Origin of the sequence: Pseudomonas sp. 8209, from assembly GCF_028682105.1 — a bacterium.
Lineage (GTDB): Bacteria > Pseudomonadota > Gammaproteobacteria > Pseudomonadales > Pseudomonadaceae > Aquipseudomonas > Aquipseudomonas palmensis.
Window position 1 is genome coordinate 147,456 of sequence record NZ_JANIAH010000006.1, and the last position, 16,112, is coordinate 163,567.

The 16,112-nt window shown below is 64.3% G+C and carries 18 protein-coding genes and 1 other RNA gene; 9 read left to right on the top strand and 10 right to left on the bottom strand.

Annotated elements, in window-relative coordinates; genetic code table 11:
• Positions 1-8: 8 nt before the first annotated feature.
• On the bottom strand, positions 9-563 hold the full coding sequence (locus NP552_RS14645) for a YecA/YgfB family protein (RefSeq protein WP_043863406.1): 555 nt from the start codon (positions 561-563) through the stop codon (positions 9-11).
• A gap of 153 nt (positions 564-716) precedes the next feature.
• Here NP552_RS14645 and NP552_RS14650 point away from each other — a divergent pair, with 153 nt between their 5' ends.
• The 4 genes from NP552_RS14650 (at position 717) to NP552_RS14665 (ending at position 2,129) form a co-directional block, all read left to right on the top strand.
• Positions 717-926, top strand: coding sequence for a TIGR02449 family protein (locus NP552_RS14650; RefSeq protein WP_043863405.1), 210 nt, complete (start codon positions 717-719; stop codon positions 924-926).
• Positions 923-1,240 (top strand): cell division protein ZapA, encoded by a 318-nt coding sequence (locus NP552_RS14655; protein WP_043863404.1) that lies wholly within the window; start codon positions 923-925, stop codon positions 1,238-1,240. Before NP552_RS14650 ends, NP552_RS14655 begins: the two co-directional genes overlap by 4 nt.
• Before the next feature lie 19 nt (positions 1,241-1,259).
• Positions 1,260-1,437: non-coding RNA, 6S RNA (ssrS, locus tag NP552_RS14660), on the top strand.
• 86 nt (positions 1,438-1,523) lie between these two features.
• The gene (locus NP552_RS14665) at positions 1,524-2,129 is read left to right on the top strand and encodes a 5-formyltetrahydrofolate cyclo-ligase (protein ID WP_043863403.1); all 606 of its coding nucleotides are present in this window, start codon (positions 1,524-1,526) and stop codon (positions 2,127-2,129) included.
• A 16-nt stretch (positions 2,130-2,145) separates the two neighbouring features.
• Here NP552_RS14665 and NP552_RS14670 read toward each other — a convergent pair whose 3' ends face one another.
• Positions 2,146-2,268, bottom strand: a complete 123-nt coding sequence (locus NP552_RS14670) for a hypothetical protein (RefSeq protein WP_255001640.1) — start codon at positions 2,266-2,268, stop codon at positions 2,146-2,148.
• A gap of 210 nt (positions 2,269-2,478) precedes the next feature.
• On the opposite strand from NP552_RS14670, the gene NP552_RS14675 reads away from it, so the two are divergent.
• The 4 genes from NP552_RS14675 to NP552_RS14690 all read left to right on the top strand — a co-directional run bounded on the left by NP552_RS14675 (position 2,479) and on the right by NP552_RS14690 (position 7,830).
• Entirely contained in the window at positions 2,479-2,928 is a 450-nt protein-coding gene (locus NP552_RS14675; RefSeq protein WP_058541751.1) for an EVE domain-containing protein, read from the top strand.
• Between the two features lie 95 nt (positions 2,929-3,023).
• The gene (locus NP552_RS14680) at positions 3,024-3,989 is read left to right on the top strand and encodes an HlyD family secretion protein (RefSeq protein WP_043863401.1); all 966 of its coding nucleotides are present in this window, start codon (positions 3,024-3,026) and stop codon (positions 3,987-3,989) included.
• Positions 3,986-6,721, top strand: a complete 2,736-nt coding sequence (rbbA, locus tag NP552_RS14685; RefSeq protein WP_274096858.1) for a ribosome-associated ATPase/putative transporter RbbA — start codon at positions 3,986-3,988, stop codon at positions 6,719-6,721. Before NP552_RS14680 ends, rbbA begins: the two co-directional genes overlap by 4 nt.
• Positions 6,721-7,830, top strand: a complete 1,110-nt coding sequence (locus tag NP552_RS14690) for an ABC transporter permease (protein ID WP_043863399.1) — start codon at positions 6,721-6,723, stop codon at positions 7,828-7,830. The genes rbbA and NP552_RS14690 overlap by 1 nt, the downstream gene beginning before the upstream one ends.
• On the opposite strand, the gene NP552_RS14695 is transcribed toward NP552_RS14690, so the two are convergent.
• Positions 7,831-8,241 carry a flagellar basal body-associated protein FliL gene (locus NP552_RS14695; RefSeq protein WP_054915500.1) on the bottom strand — a complete coding sequence of 137 codons (411 nt, stop codon included), beginning with the start codon at positions 8,239-8,241 and terminating at the stop codon, positions 7,831-7,833.
• A gap of 156 nt (positions 8,242-8,397) precedes the next feature.
• Between NP552_RS14695 and NP552_RS14700 the strand changes: the two genes are divergently transcribed.
• A complete protein-coding gene (locus tag NP552_RS14700) occupies positions 8,398-9,375 on the top strand; it encodes an NADPH:quinone oxidoreductase family protein (protein WP_196932026.1) in 978 nt (325 codons plus the stop codon).
• A gap of 61 nt (positions 9,376-9,436) precedes the next feature.
• On the opposite strand, the gene NP552_RS14705 is transcribed toward NP552_RS14700, so the two are convergent.
• The 7 genes from NP552_RS14705 to trxA form a co-directional block, all read right to left on the bottom strand.
• Positions 9,437-9,967, bottom strand: a complete 531-nt coding sequence (locus NP552_RS14705; RefSeq protein ID WP_054915498.1) for a CbrC family protein — start codon at positions 9,965-9,967, stop codon at positions 9,437-9,439.
• Between the two features lie 11 nt (positions 9,968-9,978).
• A complete protein-coding gene (locus NP552_RS14710; RefSeq protein ID WP_213606514.1) occupies positions 9,979-10,620 on the bottom strand; it encodes an energy transducer TonB in 642 nt (213 codons plus the stop codon).
• 51 nt (positions 10,621-10,671) lie between these two features.
• Entirely contained in the window at positions 10,672-11,322 is a 651-nt protein-coding gene (locus tag NP552_RS14715) for a gamma-glutamylcyclotransferase (protein WP_043863394.1), read from the bottom strand.
• A gap of 276 nt (positions 11,323-11,598) precedes the next feature.
• Complete coding sequence (locus tag NP552_RS14720) at positions 11,599-12,567, bottom strand: CDP-6-deoxy-delta-3,4-glucoseen reductase (protein WP_043863393.1); 969 nt, start codon at positions 12,565-12,567, stop codon at positions 11,599-11,601.
• Positions 12,567-14,033, bottom strand: coding sequence for a 4-hydroxy-3-polyprenylbenzoate decarboxylase (gene ubiD, locus NP552_RS14725; protein ID WP_054915496.1), 1,467 nt, complete (start codon positions 14,031-14,033; stop codon positions 12,567-12,569). The genes NP552_RS14720 and ubiD overlap by 1 nt, the downstream gene beginning before the upstream one ends.
• Positions 14,034-14,158: 125 nt before the next feature.
• Positions 14,159-15,418 carry a transcription termination factor Rho gene (gene rho, locus NP552_RS14730; RefSeq protein ID WP_043863391.1) on the bottom strand — a complete coding sequence of 420 codons (1,260 nt, stop codon included), beginning with the start codon at positions 15,416-15,418 and terminating at the stop codon, positions 14,159-14,161.
• Positions 15,419-15,648: 230 nt separating this feature from the next.
• Entirely contained in the window at positions 15,649-15,978 is a 330-nt protein-coding gene (gene trxA, locus NP552_RS14735) for a thioredoxin TrxA (protein ID WP_043863390.1), read from the bottom strand.
• Positions 15,979-16,112 lie beyond the last annotated feature (134 nt).

Sequence of the window (16,112 nt, forward strand, 5' to 3'; positions counted from 1 at the left end):
TTCGGCATTTAGTGCAAGGAAGGCTTGGGCGCAGGCGCCTGTGGCTTGGCCAGCTCGGAGAACAGCAGCATCGGTGCGACGCGCAGGTACTCCATCACTTCCATATAGTCGCTTTCGCCGTCTTCGGATTCTTCCAGTGCATCCTGGACCTGGGAAATGGCGTCCAGGTCACCCAGCACTTCCTTGGCTTCGGCACTCAGGCTCAGGCCTGCCGAGTTGAGGCCGAAGCCGTACAGGAAGCCTTTGCACCACTCGCCCAGGGCGATGGCACGCTCGGTCAGCGGGGCATCGTCGGTGGGCAGCAACAGCACGACGGTGACTTCTTCACCGGTGAGTTCGCCCTTGACCATCTCCTGCAGGCCGATCAAAGCGTTACGAACATTGTCTACAGGATCGACTTCCAGCAGGTGGGCCGCATCGGCCAACCAGCCGTCGGCATCGAAGCCGGCGCCGGCGCAGCTGCGCCCGAGCAACAAGCCGTGAAGCTCGGCAGGCGAAACAGGGTGACCGTTGCTGGTGAGCAAGGTGGCAAAAGCGGTGTATGGCGAATTCGTAATGGGCATGGGCAGCTAGGCGCCAGACGGCGCAATGACTAGAATGAAGGCCTTGTATCCTAGCACCGGCAGGCGCGCCAAGACCATCGACGCCGCCAATTCGGGGCATGCCGGAACTTAATGAGCGGGTAAGACCCGTCTGACAAAAGCGAGTGGCACGTCATGCCAGAGAACGACCTGCAAGCGCTGATGGGCCGATTCGAGCTGTTGATCGAACGTGTCGAGCAACTAAAGCGGCAAAATGCACTCCTATTAGCTCAGGAAAAATCCTGGCGCGAGGAGCGCGCCCACCTCATCGAAAAAAACGAGATCGCCCGGCGTAAGGTCGAATCGATGATTTCGCGGCTCAAGGCCCTGGAGCAAGACTCATGAGTTCAAGCAATAGCGTCACCGTACAGATCCTCGACAAGGAGTATTCGATCATCTGCCCGCCGGAAGAGCGCAGCAACCTGGTCAGCGCAGCGCGCTACCTGGACAGCAAGATGCGCGAGATCCGCAGCAGCGGCAAGGTGATCGGCGCCGACCGTATCGCGGTGATGGCGGCGCTGAACATCACCCACGACCTGCTGCACAATCAGGAGCGCCCGCAGGCGCCCACCGGCGGTGCCACCCGTGAACAGGTGCGCGACCTGCTCGAACGTGTCGATCAGGCATTGGCCGACGACGCGGGTTCAAAACCGGCCTGAGTTTCGGGTATACTCCGACCACTCCCTGGAGTGCTTGCCAGTCGGTCATGTCCCTGAGCCGATACGCACAACCACGGGGGTTGCACGTGGGGCCGGTGTGCATGTCCGCTTGACGGAAAGCCTTAACGCCTCCTGTAATCTCCACCTTGAACTTTCGGGTTCAAGGGCTACACCGACAGCGGTTCGTCGGGGAGCCTGAATTCTCCAGCCTGCGCCCGCCCAGCGGCGCACGCACATGCACTGCCACCCCTGCGTGGCAGTCGCCCCAGGGACCGCCCGTGCCATGACCGACACCGCGCCGCTTACCCGCCCCCAACTTCGTCGTCTGCTCCGTGATGCCCGCCGTGCCCTCAGCCCGGCCGAACAGCGCCGTGCCGCGCGCGGCCTGTACCGGCAACTGGCGCAGCACCCGCTGTTTCGTCGTGCCCGGCACATTGCCCTGTACCTGCCCAACGACAGCGAGATCGACCCGCGCCTGCTGCTGCGCGAAGCTCAACGTCGAGGCAAGCATACCTACCTGCCGGTGCTGCACGCCTGGCCCAGAACCCGCATGGCCTTCCAGCGCTTCGAGCACGGTGAAAAACTGCGCCCCAACCGCTTCCGCATCCCCGAACCACGCATCAATCTCACACGCCAGCGACCCACCTGGGCACTGGACCTGATCCTGCTGCCGCTGGTGGGTTTCGACGAGACGGGTGGGCGACTGGGCATGGGCGGCGGGTTCTATGACCGCAGCCTGGCGTATCAGGGGCGGCGCAAGGCCTGGAAGAAACCCCTGCTGCTGGGGCTGGCGCACGAATGCCAGAAAGTGCAACGACTGGCCCAGGCCAGTTGGGACGTGCCGCTGCAGGGCACGGTATCGGACAGGGGGTGGTACCTGGCACCCTGAACGGGCGCCGCAAGGCTCAACGCTTGACGGGGGTCGGGGCGGCCGGCATCTCGTAGGCGGCTGTTTCGAGTTTCTGTTCCCACAGGCTTTGTGCATAGCCGGTGGTGACCACACCCAGGCCAAACAGAAAAACGAGCACCCAGAGCAAATCCGGTTTGCGATTCATCGATTGCCCCCCTCAGGCAAACTCATCACGATGACAGCAACGGTTTTTATTATGCCGTGCAGCAGCGTCAAGCTTAAAATGCGCGCATTCTCCGACAACCTGGTGCCACACGCAAACGTTGACGCCAACCGGCTGTCGGTTTCATGCAACAGGTTATTTCAAACTTTGTCTGGAGCGTCAACGATGGCCTACTGGCTGATGAAATCCGAGCCCGACGAGCTCTCGATCGAAGACCTCGCCCGCCTCGGCCAGGCGCGCTGGGACGGGGTGCGCAACTACCAGGCGCGCAACTTCATGCGTGCCATGGCGGTGGGCGACCTGTTCTTCTTCTACCACTCCAGCTGCCCCGAGCCCGGCATCGCCGGTATTGCCCGCATCACCACCGCCGCCTACCCCGACCCCACCGCACTGGACCCCGAGAGCCACTACTTCGACGCCAAGGCCAGCGCCGAGAAGAACCCGTGGAGCGCAGTGGACGTGGAGCATGTGGAAACCTTGCGCAAGGTGCTGGGCCTTGGCTACCTCAAGCAACAGGCGGCACTGGCCGAACTGCCACTGGTACAGAAGGGCAGCCGCCTGTCGGTGATGCCGGTGACGGACGAACAATGGGCCGCGGTGCTCGCACTACGTTAATTTCGCGTAAGATGCCCACTCGTTTGATACGTATCAACCCGCCACGGTAGGCAAAACGTCAGACTCTGACGTCAAACGCAGCAGGATGCAGGTGCATGTCGATGAGCCAACACACCCCCAAACTCTTTGCCGGCGCGCTGATTGCGCTGCTGGTGGCAGCCGGCGGCCTGGGCTACTGGAAGTCCATGCACGACCGTCTGCCCGAAGGCCTGAGCATGGGCAACGGTCGCCTTGAGGCCACCGAGGTGCAGATCGCCACCAAAGTGCCGGGGCGCCTGGCCGAAGTGCTGGCCGACGAGGGCGACGTGGTGCACAAGGGCCAACTGCTGGCGCGCATCGACACCCGCACCATGGAGGCCCAGCGCAACCAGGCCGAAGCCGAAGTGCTGCGTGCCCGCGAGAACTACGCGGCCGCCCAGGCCACCGTGCAGCTGCGCCAGAGCGAACAGCTGCTGGCCAGCCAGGAACTCAAGCGCGTGCGCGAACTGTTCCAGCGCAAGTACTCCAGCCAGCAATTGCTCGACCAGCAGCAGGCCCGCTACGACACCAGCAATTCAGCCGTGGTGGCAGCGCGAGCGCAACTCGCGGCAATCAAGGCCGCCATCGGTGCCGCCGAGGCCCAGGTGGCCCAGCTCACCAGCGAAATCGACGACAGCAGCCTGCGCGCGCCCATCGATGGCGTGATCCAGCTGCGCCTGGCCGAACCGGGCGAAGTGCTCGGGGCCGGCGGGCGCGTACTGCTGCTGATCGACCCCAGCGACCAGTACATGAACCTCTATCTGCCCGCCTCCACCACCGGCAAGCTGACCGTGGGCGACCAGGCGCGCATCGTGCTCGATGCCCTGCCCGACCGCGCGCTGCCGGCCAAGATCAGCTTCGTGGCAGCCAAGGCGCAGTTCACCCCCAAGCAGGTGGAAACCCGTGACGAGCGCCAGAAGCTGGTGTTTCGCGTCAAGCTGCGCCTGACCGAGCCCAGCGCGGTGCCCCAGGCCAAGCCCGGCATGCCCGGCGCCGGCTATGTGCGTAGCGCCCCCGTGGACTGGCCGGCCAACCTGCAATGACGGCCCTGGCGCTGCAGGCGCGTGGCATCAGCCACCGCTACGGCTCCCTCGAGGCCCTGCAGGACATCTGCTTTGAACTGCCGGCAGGCACCCGCTGCGGCCTGATCGGCCCGGACGGTGCGGGCAAGTCGAGCCTGCTGGGGCTGATTGCCGGGGTCAAGAAGCTGCAACAGGGCGAGTTGCAGGTGCTGGACGGCTCGATCCGCCAGCGCCGCCATCGCAACAGCCTGTACCCGCGCATCGCCTTCATGCCCCAGGGCCTGGGCGGCAACCTGTACCCTGAGCTGTCGATCAGCGAGAACATCCGCTTCTTCGCCACGCTGTTCGGCCTGAGCCGTTCCGAGTGCGACACGCGCATGCACGCGCTGCTGCTGGCCACCGACCTGGAACGCTTTGCCGAGCGCCCGGCAGGCAAGCTCTCCGGGGGCATGAAGCAGAAACTCGGGCTGTGCTGCGCACTGATCCACGAGCCCGACCTGCTGATTCTCGACGAGCCCACCACCGGCGTCGACCCGCTGTCGCGCCGGCGCTTCTGGGAGCTGGTGGAGCAGGTGCGCGGCGAGCGTCCGCAACTGACCCTGCTGGTGGCCACCGCCTACATGGAAGAGGCCGAACAGTTCGAGCACTGCCTGATGCTCGACCGTGGTCGCCTGATCGCACAGGGGCTGAGCCGCGAGCTGGCCGGCGCCACCGCCAGCGGCAAGCTGGACGACGCCTTCACCTGCTACCAGAGCCAGCAACAGGATGACCGCAGCCGCACCCAGGCGCCGCTGGTGATCCCGCCACGCCCGGCCGACGACGGCGACATCGCCATCGAGGCCCATGAACTGACCCTGCGCTTCGGCGACTTCACCGCAGTGAACAAGGTCAGCTTCGCCATCGGCCGTGGCGAGATCTTCGGTTTCCTGGGCTCCAACGGCTGCGGCAAGACCACCACCATGAAGGTGCTCACCGGCCTGATGCCGGCCAGCGAAGGCAGCGCCACCCTGCTCGGCCGCCCGGTCGACGCCAAGGACCTGGCCACGCGCAAGCGCGTCGGCTTCATGTCCCAGAGCTTTTCGCTGTATGGCGAACTGAGCGTGCGTCAGAACCTCGAGCTGCACGCGCGCCTGTTCGACCTGAACAAGGCCGACAGCACCCCGCGCATCGCCGAACTGATCGAGCGCTTCGACCTGGGCGACATTGCCGACCAGCAGTCCGGCGCCCTGCCGCTGGGCCTGCGCCAGCGCCTGTCGCTGGCCGTGGCGGTGCTGCACCGGCCTGAAGTGCTGATCCTCGACGAACCCACCTCCGGCGTCGACCCGGCCGCACGCGACGACTTCTGGCGCCTGCTGATCGAGCTGTCCCGCGAGCAGGGCGTGACCATCTTCCTGTCCACCCACTTCATGAACGAGGCGCTGCGCTGCGATCGCATCTCGCTGATGCACGCCGGCCGTGTACTGGCCTGCGATACCCCGGCCGCGCTGCAACAGCAGTTCGGCGGCCAGACCCTGGAAGACGCCTTCGTCACCTGCCTGGAACAGGCGCAGAACAGCAGCCCGGCGCCGACCGAGGCCCAACCGGTGAGCACCACCGCCGAGACCGCCAGCCCGCCACCCCGCAGCGGCTTCAGCTTCGTGCGGCTGTTCGCGGTAGCCACCCGCGAAGGCAAGGAGCTGCTGCGCGACAAGGTGCGCCTGGCCTTCGCCCTGCTCGGTGCGCTGTTCATGATGGTGATCTTCGGCTATGGCATTTCGCTGGACGTGGAGAACCTGGCATTCGCGGTCTACGACCAGGACCAGAGCCCGCAAAGCCGTCTGTACCTGGAAGCGTTTCGCGGCTCGCGCTACTTCGCCGAACAGGCGCCGATCCGCGACGCCGCGCAACTGCACAAGCGCCTGCAACGCTCGGAAATCAAGCTGGCGCTGGAGATTCCCCCCGGCTTTGGCCGCGACCTGAATGCCGGGCGCCAGCCGGTGGTGGCGGCCTGGCTCGATGGCGGCATGCCGTTTCGCGCCGAAACCAGCCGCAACTATGTGGAGGCCGTGCATCAGGCCAACCTCGAACAGCTCGCCGCGCTGAGCAGCCGCGCACAACCAGGCCAGGCAGCGGTGAAACTTGAAACCCGCTTTCGCTACAACCAGGACGTGATCAGCGTGAACGCCATCGGCCCCGGGGTGATGGCGCTGATCCTGGCATTCATTCCCGCGATGCTCACGGCACTGGGCATCGTGCGTGAAAAAGAGCTGGGCTCGATCACCAACTTCTACGCCACGCCGCTCACGCGCCTGGAGTTCCTGCTCGGCAAGCAGGCCCCGTACCTGCTGGTGAGCCTGGTCAACCTGGCGTTGCTGGTGGCGATGAACCGCTGGCTGTTCGGCGTGCCCTTCAAGGGCAGCGCGCTGGCCCTGGCCTGCGGCGGGGTGCTGTACCTGCTGGCCACCACCAGCCTGGGGCTGCTGATCTCGGCATTCACCCGCACCCAGATCGCGGCGATCCTGGGCACCATGATCATCACCAGCCTGCCGACCATCCAGTTCTCCGGGCTGATCGTGCCGCGCTCTTCTCTCGATGGCGCGGCAGCACTGATGGGTCAGCTGTTCCCGGCCGGCTACTTCCTCGACATTGCCGTCGGCACCTTCACCAAGGCCCTGGACCTGCGCGAACTATGGCCGCAGTGCCTGGCCCTGTTCGGGTTCTTCGCCGGCTTCACCGGGCTGAGCCTGATCATGCTGAAAAAGCAGGAGGTCTGATGCAGCGCCTGGCCCATATCTACCGCCTCGGTCTCAAGGAGCTGACCAGCCTACGCCACGACAGCGTGCTGCTGCTGTTTCTGCTGTATGCCTTCAGCGTGGCCATCTACATGCCCGCCGCCGGCTCTGTGATCGGCGTGCACAACGCCAGCGTGGCCATCGTCGACGAAGACCACAGCCTGGTCTCGCGCAAGCTGGGCGAGGCGCTGCAACCGCCGGAGTTCCAGCCGGCGGTGACGCTGCCCTACGACCAGCTCGACCAGGCCATGGACAGCGGCCAGTACACCTTCGTGATCAATATCCCGGTGAACTTCCAGAGCGACCTGCTGGCCGGGCGCACCCCGGAACTGCAGGTGAACGTCGACGCCACCGCCATGAGCCAGGCGTTCATGGGCGCCGGCTACATCGGGCGGATCTTCGAACGCGAGCTGCTCGACTACGCCAAGCAGGCCGTGCAGAGCCCGGCGCTGCTGAGCCCACGGGCGCTGTTCAACCCCAACCTGGAGGGCGGCTGGTTTCTGGCGGTGATCCAGATCGTCAACAACATCACCATCCTAGCCATCGTGCTGACCGGCACTGCGCTGCTGCGCGAACGCGAGCATGGCACCCTCGACCACTTGCTGGTACTGCCACTGACGGCACTGGAAATCATGCTGGCCAAGATCGGCAGCAACGCGCTGGTGGTGGTGCTGTGCACCTGGGTGTCGCTGGAGGTGGTGGTCAAGGGGGCATTGGGAGTGCCGCTGGCCGGCTCCATGGGGTTGTTCCTGGGCGTGACCGCGCTGTACCTGTTCGCCAGCACCGCGCTGGGGATCTTCCTCGCCACACTGGCGCGCTCGACCCCGCAGTTCGGCTTGCTGGCGATCCCGGTGATCATCCCGATGCTGTTGCTGTCGGGCGGCAGCACGCCGCTGGACAGCATGCCGCAATGGCTGCAGTGGGTGATGCAGCTGTCACCCTCCACCCACTTCGTCAGCCTGGGTGCCGCGATCCTGTTCCGCGACGCCGACGCATCGGTGGTGTGGCCGGACCTGCTGGCGCTGGCGGCGATCGGCCTGGCGTTCTTTGCGATCGCCCTGGCACGCTTTCGCCGCAGCCTGGCCTCGTGACTACTGCACGATCAGGTTGTTGAACAGCAGGTCGGCCACAACCGGCCGGCCTTCTTCGCCGTTGAGCACCTGCTGCACCTGCTTGAGGGCTTCCTGGCGAAGGTGTTCCTTGGCCTCGACGTTGCTCATGCCGTCCAGGCTCTGCTGGGTGAACAGGGCCACCAGCTGGTTGCGGATCAGCGGTTCGTGGTGCTTGACCGCGGCCGCATCCACATCGTTGTCCACGCGCAACGCCACATCGGCCTTGTACACACGCAGCTTGGGGCCGCCATCAAGGGCATAGTTGCCCACCAGTGGCGGGGTCAGGGAGATGTACGACACCTTCGGCGCGCCCTCTCCGTCCTTGGCTTCTTCGGCCATGGCCGCCGCTGGCAGCATCAGGGCCAGTACCATCAAGATCCACGCTTTCACCAATTCGCTCCTCAAACAGTTGGCGCCAGCATACCCAGCGCCTTCGCCAAACCCAAGCCCGGGCTTATGCCGGCTTATCAGGCCGGGGCATGCTCGTTGACCCGACACCCTGCCCACCTACACTTATCGGCCACCACCCGCAAAGGAATAGCCCTGATGAAAGCCGTGTTGTGCAAAGCCCATGGTCCGGCCAGCGACCTGGTCCTCGAAGAGGTCGCCAGCCCCGTGCCCAAACGCAATGAAGTGCTGGTGCAGGTGCATGCGGCGGGGGTCAACTTCCCCGACACCCTGATCATCCAGGGCAAGTACCAGTTCCAGCCGCCACTGCCGTTCTCGCCGGGTGGCGAAGCAGCAGGGGTAGTGCTGGAGGTGGGCGAAAAGGCCGGGCCGTTGCAGGTGGGCGACCGGGTGATGGCGCTGACCGGCTGGGGCAGCTTTGCCGAGCAGATCGCGGTGCCGGGCTACAACGTGATGCCGATCCCGGCGCACATGGACTTCGCCACGGCTGCCGCATTCGGCATGACCTACGGCACCTCGATGTACGCGCTCACCCAGCGCGGGCAGCTGCAAGCCGGGGAAACCCTGCTGGTGCTGGGCGCGTCGGGCGGTGTCGGGCTGGCGGCGGTGGAGATCGGCAAGGCCCTGGGCGCGCGGGTGATCGCAGCGGCCAGCAGCGCCGACAAGCTGGCCGTGGCCAAGGCTGCCGGTGCCGACGAGCTGATCAACTACAGCGAAAGCGGCCTCAAGGACGAGATCAAGCGCCTGACCGGTGGCCAGGGCGTGGACGTGGTTTTCGACCCGGTGGGCGGCGAGCTGTTCGAGCAGGCGGTGCGCGGGCTGGCGTGGAACGGACGGATGCTGGTGGTGGGGTTCGCCAGCGGGCAGATCCCGCAGTTGGCGGTGAACCTGACGCTGCTCAAGGGCGCGGCGGTGCTGGGGGTGTTCTGGGGTGCGTTCGCGCAGCGCCAGCCGGCGGATAACGCCGCGAACTTCAAGCAGCTGTTTGCGTGGCATGCCGAGGGCAAGCTGAAACCACTGGTGTCGCAGACCTACCCACTGGCCGATGCCGGGGCTGCAATCGAGCAGTTGGCGGGGCGCAAGGCGGTGGGCAAGCTGGTGGTGTCTGTGCGATAGCCAAGCCCGCTCCCGCGCTGCCCTGTGGGAGCGGATTTGACCCGCGATAGAGGCGTGAACGTCAGCTCATGTCCCAGGCCAGCAGCACCTGCTTGCACCCACGGCACACGAACTTGTAGAACCCGGTATCCCCGCCCGGCGCATACCCCACCGCGGCCCACGACCAGTCCTCCACGGTCATGCCGTTGTACTCGGCCCAGTGCTCCCGGGTCGCCGGCGTGGCCTCACTGATGTCCTCGGCGCTGGCGTCCCCGTGGAACTCGCAGGCGTCACCGCAATGGTGCATCCACTGGCTGTCCTGCCATGTGGGATAGCCCGGCGTGCGATAGGCGATCTCGTCGAGCACCTCAGGCTTTATGCCCGCCTCCCCCATCGCATACACATCATGGAAACTGCCGTCGTAGCGCCTGGCCGCCGAACCATCGGCGATGCACCACGGGCAGATATCGCCCTCGAGTGTCTGCGCGGTGTACAGCGTGCCGTCATACAGGTAACCACGCGCCTGCCCGCAGCACACGCAAGCCTCGCTGCTGGCCACGATGTAATGAACCTTGCCGGGGTAATAGGTAAAGACCGGAAGTGGTGTTGTCATGGCACTCCTTCTCACAGCTGCTTGAGCGCAAGGTCACGCAGTTGCTGCGGCCAGGCGTCGATGAACATCAGGTCGGGCTGCCCGGCGCAGCGCCGCTCGATAGACGGCAGCGCTGCCTCGAACGCCTGCTGCGCCTGCTTGAACTGCAGCAGGGTGGGCGATGCGGGTGACGTCCTGGCCAGCAAGCCGATGGACGTGGCCACGCTGTCCATCTGCCACAGCGGCTGATGCGAGCGGATCTGACGGTAGGTGGCCAGGTAGTAACTGAACAGCTTGCACTGCAGCTGCGGCAACGCGGCCTGGGCATCCAGGGTCATCGCCATGGACTGCTCATCCATGCGAAAGAGCAGGCTCTGCACCACATCGGTTTTCAGCGGCTCGCCCGCGGCCACCGTCCAGGGTTCGAACCGCACCTTTGCGATGGCCGCTTCTGCAGACGCACTGAACAACGCATGATCACTGTGCTTGACGGTTACATGGCTGACCGAGCCATCGCGCGAATCGACCTGGTAGCCGATGCGCACAGCGCCCTCCAGGCCCACCAGCCTCATGGCCCTCGGGTACACCGGGGCCGGGGGCTGCGCGAACGTGGGCACATGCTCGGCCTGCACGGCGCAGCACCAGCACAATAGTATTCCAAACCAGCGTTTCATCCCTGATTCCCAACACGTCCATTGATAAGGGGCGCGATGGTACCGCAGGCTTCACGCCTTGTCCGCCGAATGACAACGCTTGAAGCGTGCCTCCAGGTTGCGGTCGGGCATGGCATGGGTGCGCAGCGCCGAAAGGGTCTGCTCGACATAGTCGCGGGTGGTGCCGTAGCGACCCTTGGCGCTGGCCAGGATATGGCTGAGCAAGGTGTCGGGCAGGTTGCCGGCATAGCACGGCAAGTGCCGCTCCAGCACGAAGCCCAGTGCCTGCACCTTGCTGCCGTCCTCGAGGCGGCAGTTGAGCCAGTGCGGACGGTACGCCGGGTACGGCATCTCGCGCTGCCACAGCGCCAGCAATGAATCCTCCAGGCGCTCTTCGGGCAGCCGATAGGCAAAGCCGCTGCACGAGCCACCACGGTCCAGACCGAACACCAGCCCCGGGCACTCCGGAGTGCCGCGGTGCTCGTGGGACCACAGGTACAGGCCGCGATGATAGCCATGCACGCGTGCGCGCCGGCGCTCGGCCGCGCTGCATTCCGGTCGCCAGATCAGCGAGCCATAGGCAAACAGCCAGACCGGGCCGCCCTGATGGCGGGACATGGTGTGATCAACCGATTGTCGAAGTTGCTCGTGGGTCAGTTGCTGACCGAAGTCGAGCACCGGAGGGTACGCCAAACTCGAGGGTGCAGTTTCAATTGCCGACATGATCGCCGCCAGAATTCCTCGTGAACTACTGAAGTGGCCCACTGTAAAGTCATTGCACTAACAATACATCGACCGTACGGCAGATGGCCGCTCGAATACAAGCCCCCGTTGCAAACAAAGCCCCCAGCACCGGGGCTTTCAGGCCTACTGTTTCAAGTGTAGTAATAGTTTTTGGCGGTGCTTGCAATAATTAACGCGGCCAGCACTTATAACCAACGAGGCACAATCGGGTTATTTGAATCGGCGCGTTATTGCAACGCGCCGTTATTACCTAAGTTAGCCGCGCGGGGCATAAGCGAATACATCGGCGCGCATCTGGTGTGCGTCCATGCCAGCGTCCACCAGGGCATCGAGGGTGGCGTAGATCATGGTGGGCGAGCCACTGGCATACACGTGCACGCCCGCAAGGTCGGCAATGTCTTCGCACACGGCCTCGTGCAGCAGTCCGCAGCGCCCCTCCCAGCCGCACAAGTCGCTCACTACCTTGTGCAGGAACAGGTTGGGCAGCGTTGCCCACTCGTCCCAGTGCTCGATCTGATAGAAGTCTTCCGGGCGGCGCACTCCCCAGTACAGGTGCACCGGGTGCTTGAAGCCGCTGGCCCGGCAATGTTCGATCAGGCTGTGCATCTGCGCCATGCCGGTACCGGCAGCAATCAGTACCAGCGGCCCGTCCGGCAGTTCGGCCAGGTGCGTGTCGCCAAACGGCAGCTCCACCCGCGCCATGCGGTTGCGCTGCAACTGTGCGATCAGTTCCAGTGCACTGCTCTCGCGGGCCAGCACGTGCAGCTCCAGGTCACGCCCGCTGTGTGGCGCCGAGGCCAGCGAGAACGCGGCCTTGTCGCCAGCTTCGCGCTCGATCATCAGGTACTGCCCGGCGTGGTAGCGCGGCGGCTTGCCGGCCGGCGCGCGCAGACGCACGCGCCACACGTCGCCGCCCACCTCGACACATTCGCTCAACTGGCAGGCCAGCTTGCGCACCGGCAGCTCGCCCAGGGCCAACACGCCATCCCACAGCAACACGCAATCCTCCAGCGGCTCGGCGATGCAGGTGTACAGCTCGCCATGGTCCTTCACCTCGCCATCCTGGCGCACACGGCCTTCCACCAGCAGTGCCGCGCACACATGGCAATTGCCATTGCGGCAGCTCTGCGGGCAGTCATAGCCCAGACGACGGGCCCCATCCAGTATGCGCTCACCAGGGTTCAGTGCCAGCACCGCCCCGGAGGGCTGCAAGGTAACCTGCATCAGTCTATTCCCAACTGTGTCCACAGCTCATCGATGCGTCGGGTGACGGCCTCGTCCTTGACGATGACACGCCCCCACTCGCGGGTGGTTTCGCCCGGCCACTTGTGGGTGGCATCCAGGCCCATCTTCGAGCCCAGGCCGGAAACCGGCGAGGCGAAGTCCAGGTAGTCGATCGGCGTGTTGTCGATCATCACGGTATCGCGCTTGGGGTCCATGCGCGTGGTGATGGCCCAGATCACGTCGTTCCAGTCCCGCGCGTTGATGTCGTCGTCGGTGACGATCACGAACTTGGTGTACATGAACTGGCGCAGGAACGACCACACCCCCAGCATCACGCGCTTGGCGTGCCCTGGGTACTGTTTTTTCATGGTGACCACCGCCATGCGGTACGAGCAGCCTTCAGGCGGCAGGTAGAAGTCGGTGATCTCGGGGAACTGCTTCTGCAGGATCGGCACGAACACTTCGTTCAGCGCCACGCCCAGAATCGCCGGCTCGTCAGGCGGACGCCCTGTGTAGGTGCTGTGATAGATCGGCTTGGTGCGGTGGGTGATGCGCTCCACGGTGAACACCGGGAAGCTGTCGACTTCGTTGTAGTAGCCGGTGTGATCGCCATACGGGCCTTCGGGCGCCATCTCGCCGGGGTGGATCACGCCTTCGAGGATGATCTCGGCGGTGGCGGGCACCTGCAGGTCATTGCCGCGGCACTTGACCAGCTCGGTACGGTTGCCGCGCAGCAGGCCGGCGAAGGCGTACTCGGACAGGCTGTCGGGCACCGGGGTCACCGCGCCGAGGATGGTCGCCGGGTCGGCGCCCAGTGCCACGGCCACCGGGAACGGCTGGCCAGGGTGCTTCTCGCACCACTCGCGGTAGTCCAGCGCGCCGCCACGGTGGCTCAACCAGCGCATGATGACCTTGTTGCGGGCGATGACCTGCTGGCGATAGATACCCAGGTTCTGGCGGTCCTTGTTCGGACCTCGGGTCACGGTCAGGCCCCAGGTGATCAGCGGCGCCACGTCGCCCGGCCAGCAGTGCTGGATCGGCAGCGCGCCAAGATCGACGTCGTCCCCCTCGATCACCACGTCGTGGCAGGGCGCATCCTTGACCACCTTGGGCGCCATCGAGATGACCTTCTTGAAGATCGGCAGCTTCGACCAGGCGTCCTTCAGCCCCTTGGGCGGCTCGGGCTCCTTGAGGAAGGCCAGCAGCTTGCCGATCTCGCGCAATTCGCTGACCGACTCGGCGCCCATGCCCATGGCCACGCGCTCCGGGGTGCCGAACAGGTTGCCCAGCACCGGGATGTCGTAACCGGTAGGGTTCTCGAACAGCAACGCCGGGCCCTTGGCACGCAGGGTGCGGTCGCAGACCTCGGTCATTTCCAGGATCGGGGAGATGGGGACCTGAATGCGCTTGAGTTCGCCGCGCTGTTCCAGGCCGCGGATAAAGTCGCGCAAATCGCGATACTGCATGCGGGAGCCTCGTGTTCGCCGTAGCGGTCGGGGTGCAAAGTGTAGCGCCGAACCCCGCCCGCCAGAATAGACAATGTACAGATAGCAAAAAGCCGGGTTTCCCCGGCTCTTGCGTACCGCCCGTGTTACTTGCGCTTCATCGACAGGAAGAACTCGTCGTTGGTCTTGGTCTGCTTGAGCTTGTCGACCAGGAACTCGATGGCAGCGATCTCGTCCATCGGGTGCAGCAGCTTGCGCAGGATCCACATGCGCTGCAGCTCGTCGTCGGCGGTCAGCAGCTCTTCGCGACGGGTACCCGAACGGTTGATGTTGATGGCCGGGAACACGCGCTTCTCGGCAATGCGACGGTCCAGGGGCAGTTCCATGTTGCCGGTACCCTTGAACTCTTCGTAGATCACTTCGTCCATCTTCGAGCCGGTCTCGACCAGCGCGGTGGCGATGATGGTCAGCGAACCGCCTTCCTCGATGTTACGTGCAGCACCGAAGAAACGCTTCGGCTTCTCCAGGGCGTGGGCGTCGACACCACCGGTCAGCACCTTGCCGGAGCTCGGGATCACGGTGTTGTAGGCACGGGCCAGACGGGTGATCGAGTCGAGCAGGATGACCACGTCCTTCTTGTGCTCGACCAGGCGCTTGGCCTTCTCGATGACCATCTCGGCCACTTGCACGTGACGGGTTGGCGGCTCGTCGAAGGTGGAGGCGACCACTTCGCCGCGCACGGTGCGCTGCATCTCGGTCACTTCTTCCGGGCGCTCGTCGATCAGCAGCACGATCAGGTGGCACTCGGGGTTGTTGCGGGTGATGTTGGCCGCGATGTTCTGCAGCATGATGGTCTTGCCCGCTTTCGGCGGGGCGACGATCAGGCCGCGCTGGCCCTTGCCGATCGGCGCGCACAGGTCGATGACGCGACCGGTGAGGTCTTCGGTGGAACCGTTGCCGGCTTCCATCTTCAGGCGCTTGTTCGGGAACAACGGCGTCAGGTTTTCGAAGAGGATCTTGTTCTTCGCGTTTTCCGGACGGTCGTAGTTGATGGTATCGACCTTGAGCAGCGCGAAGTAGCGCTCGCCTTCTTTGGGCGGGCGGATCTTGCCGACGATGGTGTCACCGGTACGCAGGTTGAAGCGACGAATCTGGCTGGGCGAGACATAGATGTCGTCCGGGCCGGCCAGGTACGAAGCGTCAGCCGAACGCAGGAAGCCGAAACCGTCCTGGAGAATCTCCAGCACGCCGTCACCGGAGATTTCCTCGCCGCTTTTCGCGTGCTTTTTCAACAGGGAGAAAATCACGTCCTGCTTGCGCGAACGGGCCATATTTTCTATGCCCATCTGTTCGGCCAATTCGAGCAGATCGGTAATCGGCTTTTGCTTGAGTTCAGTCAGATTCATAAGGGGAATGACGTAATCATGTAAGAAGGGGGAATTAAGCTTCTGGCTTAATGAAGCCGCGCCGCAGAGAAGGCGACAGGATCGCGTACTAATTCGAATTGAGGTGCGTCGGCGACGGCGTGCAGGGGGCACTGAAAGAAACAGTGCGAGGCCGAATGTATCACTTGCATTTTCTGGCGTCTAGTCACCAGACAGAGAAAAGCCCCGACGAATGCGGGGCTTTTTTCGACTCAGATATTGGCGTCGAGGAACGCCTGCAGCTGAGACTTGGACAATGCGCCGACCTTGGTCGCCTCGACATTGCCGTTCTTGAACAGCATCAGCGTCGGGATGCCACGCACGCCGTGCTTGGCCGGGGTTTCCTGGTTTTCGTCGATGTTCAGCTTGGCGACGGTCAGTTTGCCCTCGTAGGTAGCGGCGATGTCGTCCAGAACCGGAGCGATCATTTTGCATGGGCCGCACCATTCAGCCCAGTAGTCGACCAGCACCGGACCTTCAGCCTTGAGCACGTCGGCTTCGAAGGTGGCGTCGGTGACGTGTTTGATAAGATCGCTGCTCATGGAAGTCTCCAAGGTCGTAAGCAAAAAAACGTGGCCCATCATAGCCGCCATCGCCGTAGACAGGAAGCCACGCGCGATTGACTGTAACTATAGTTGTGCGAGACGTTGCATATCGACTGTCACACAAAAGTCAT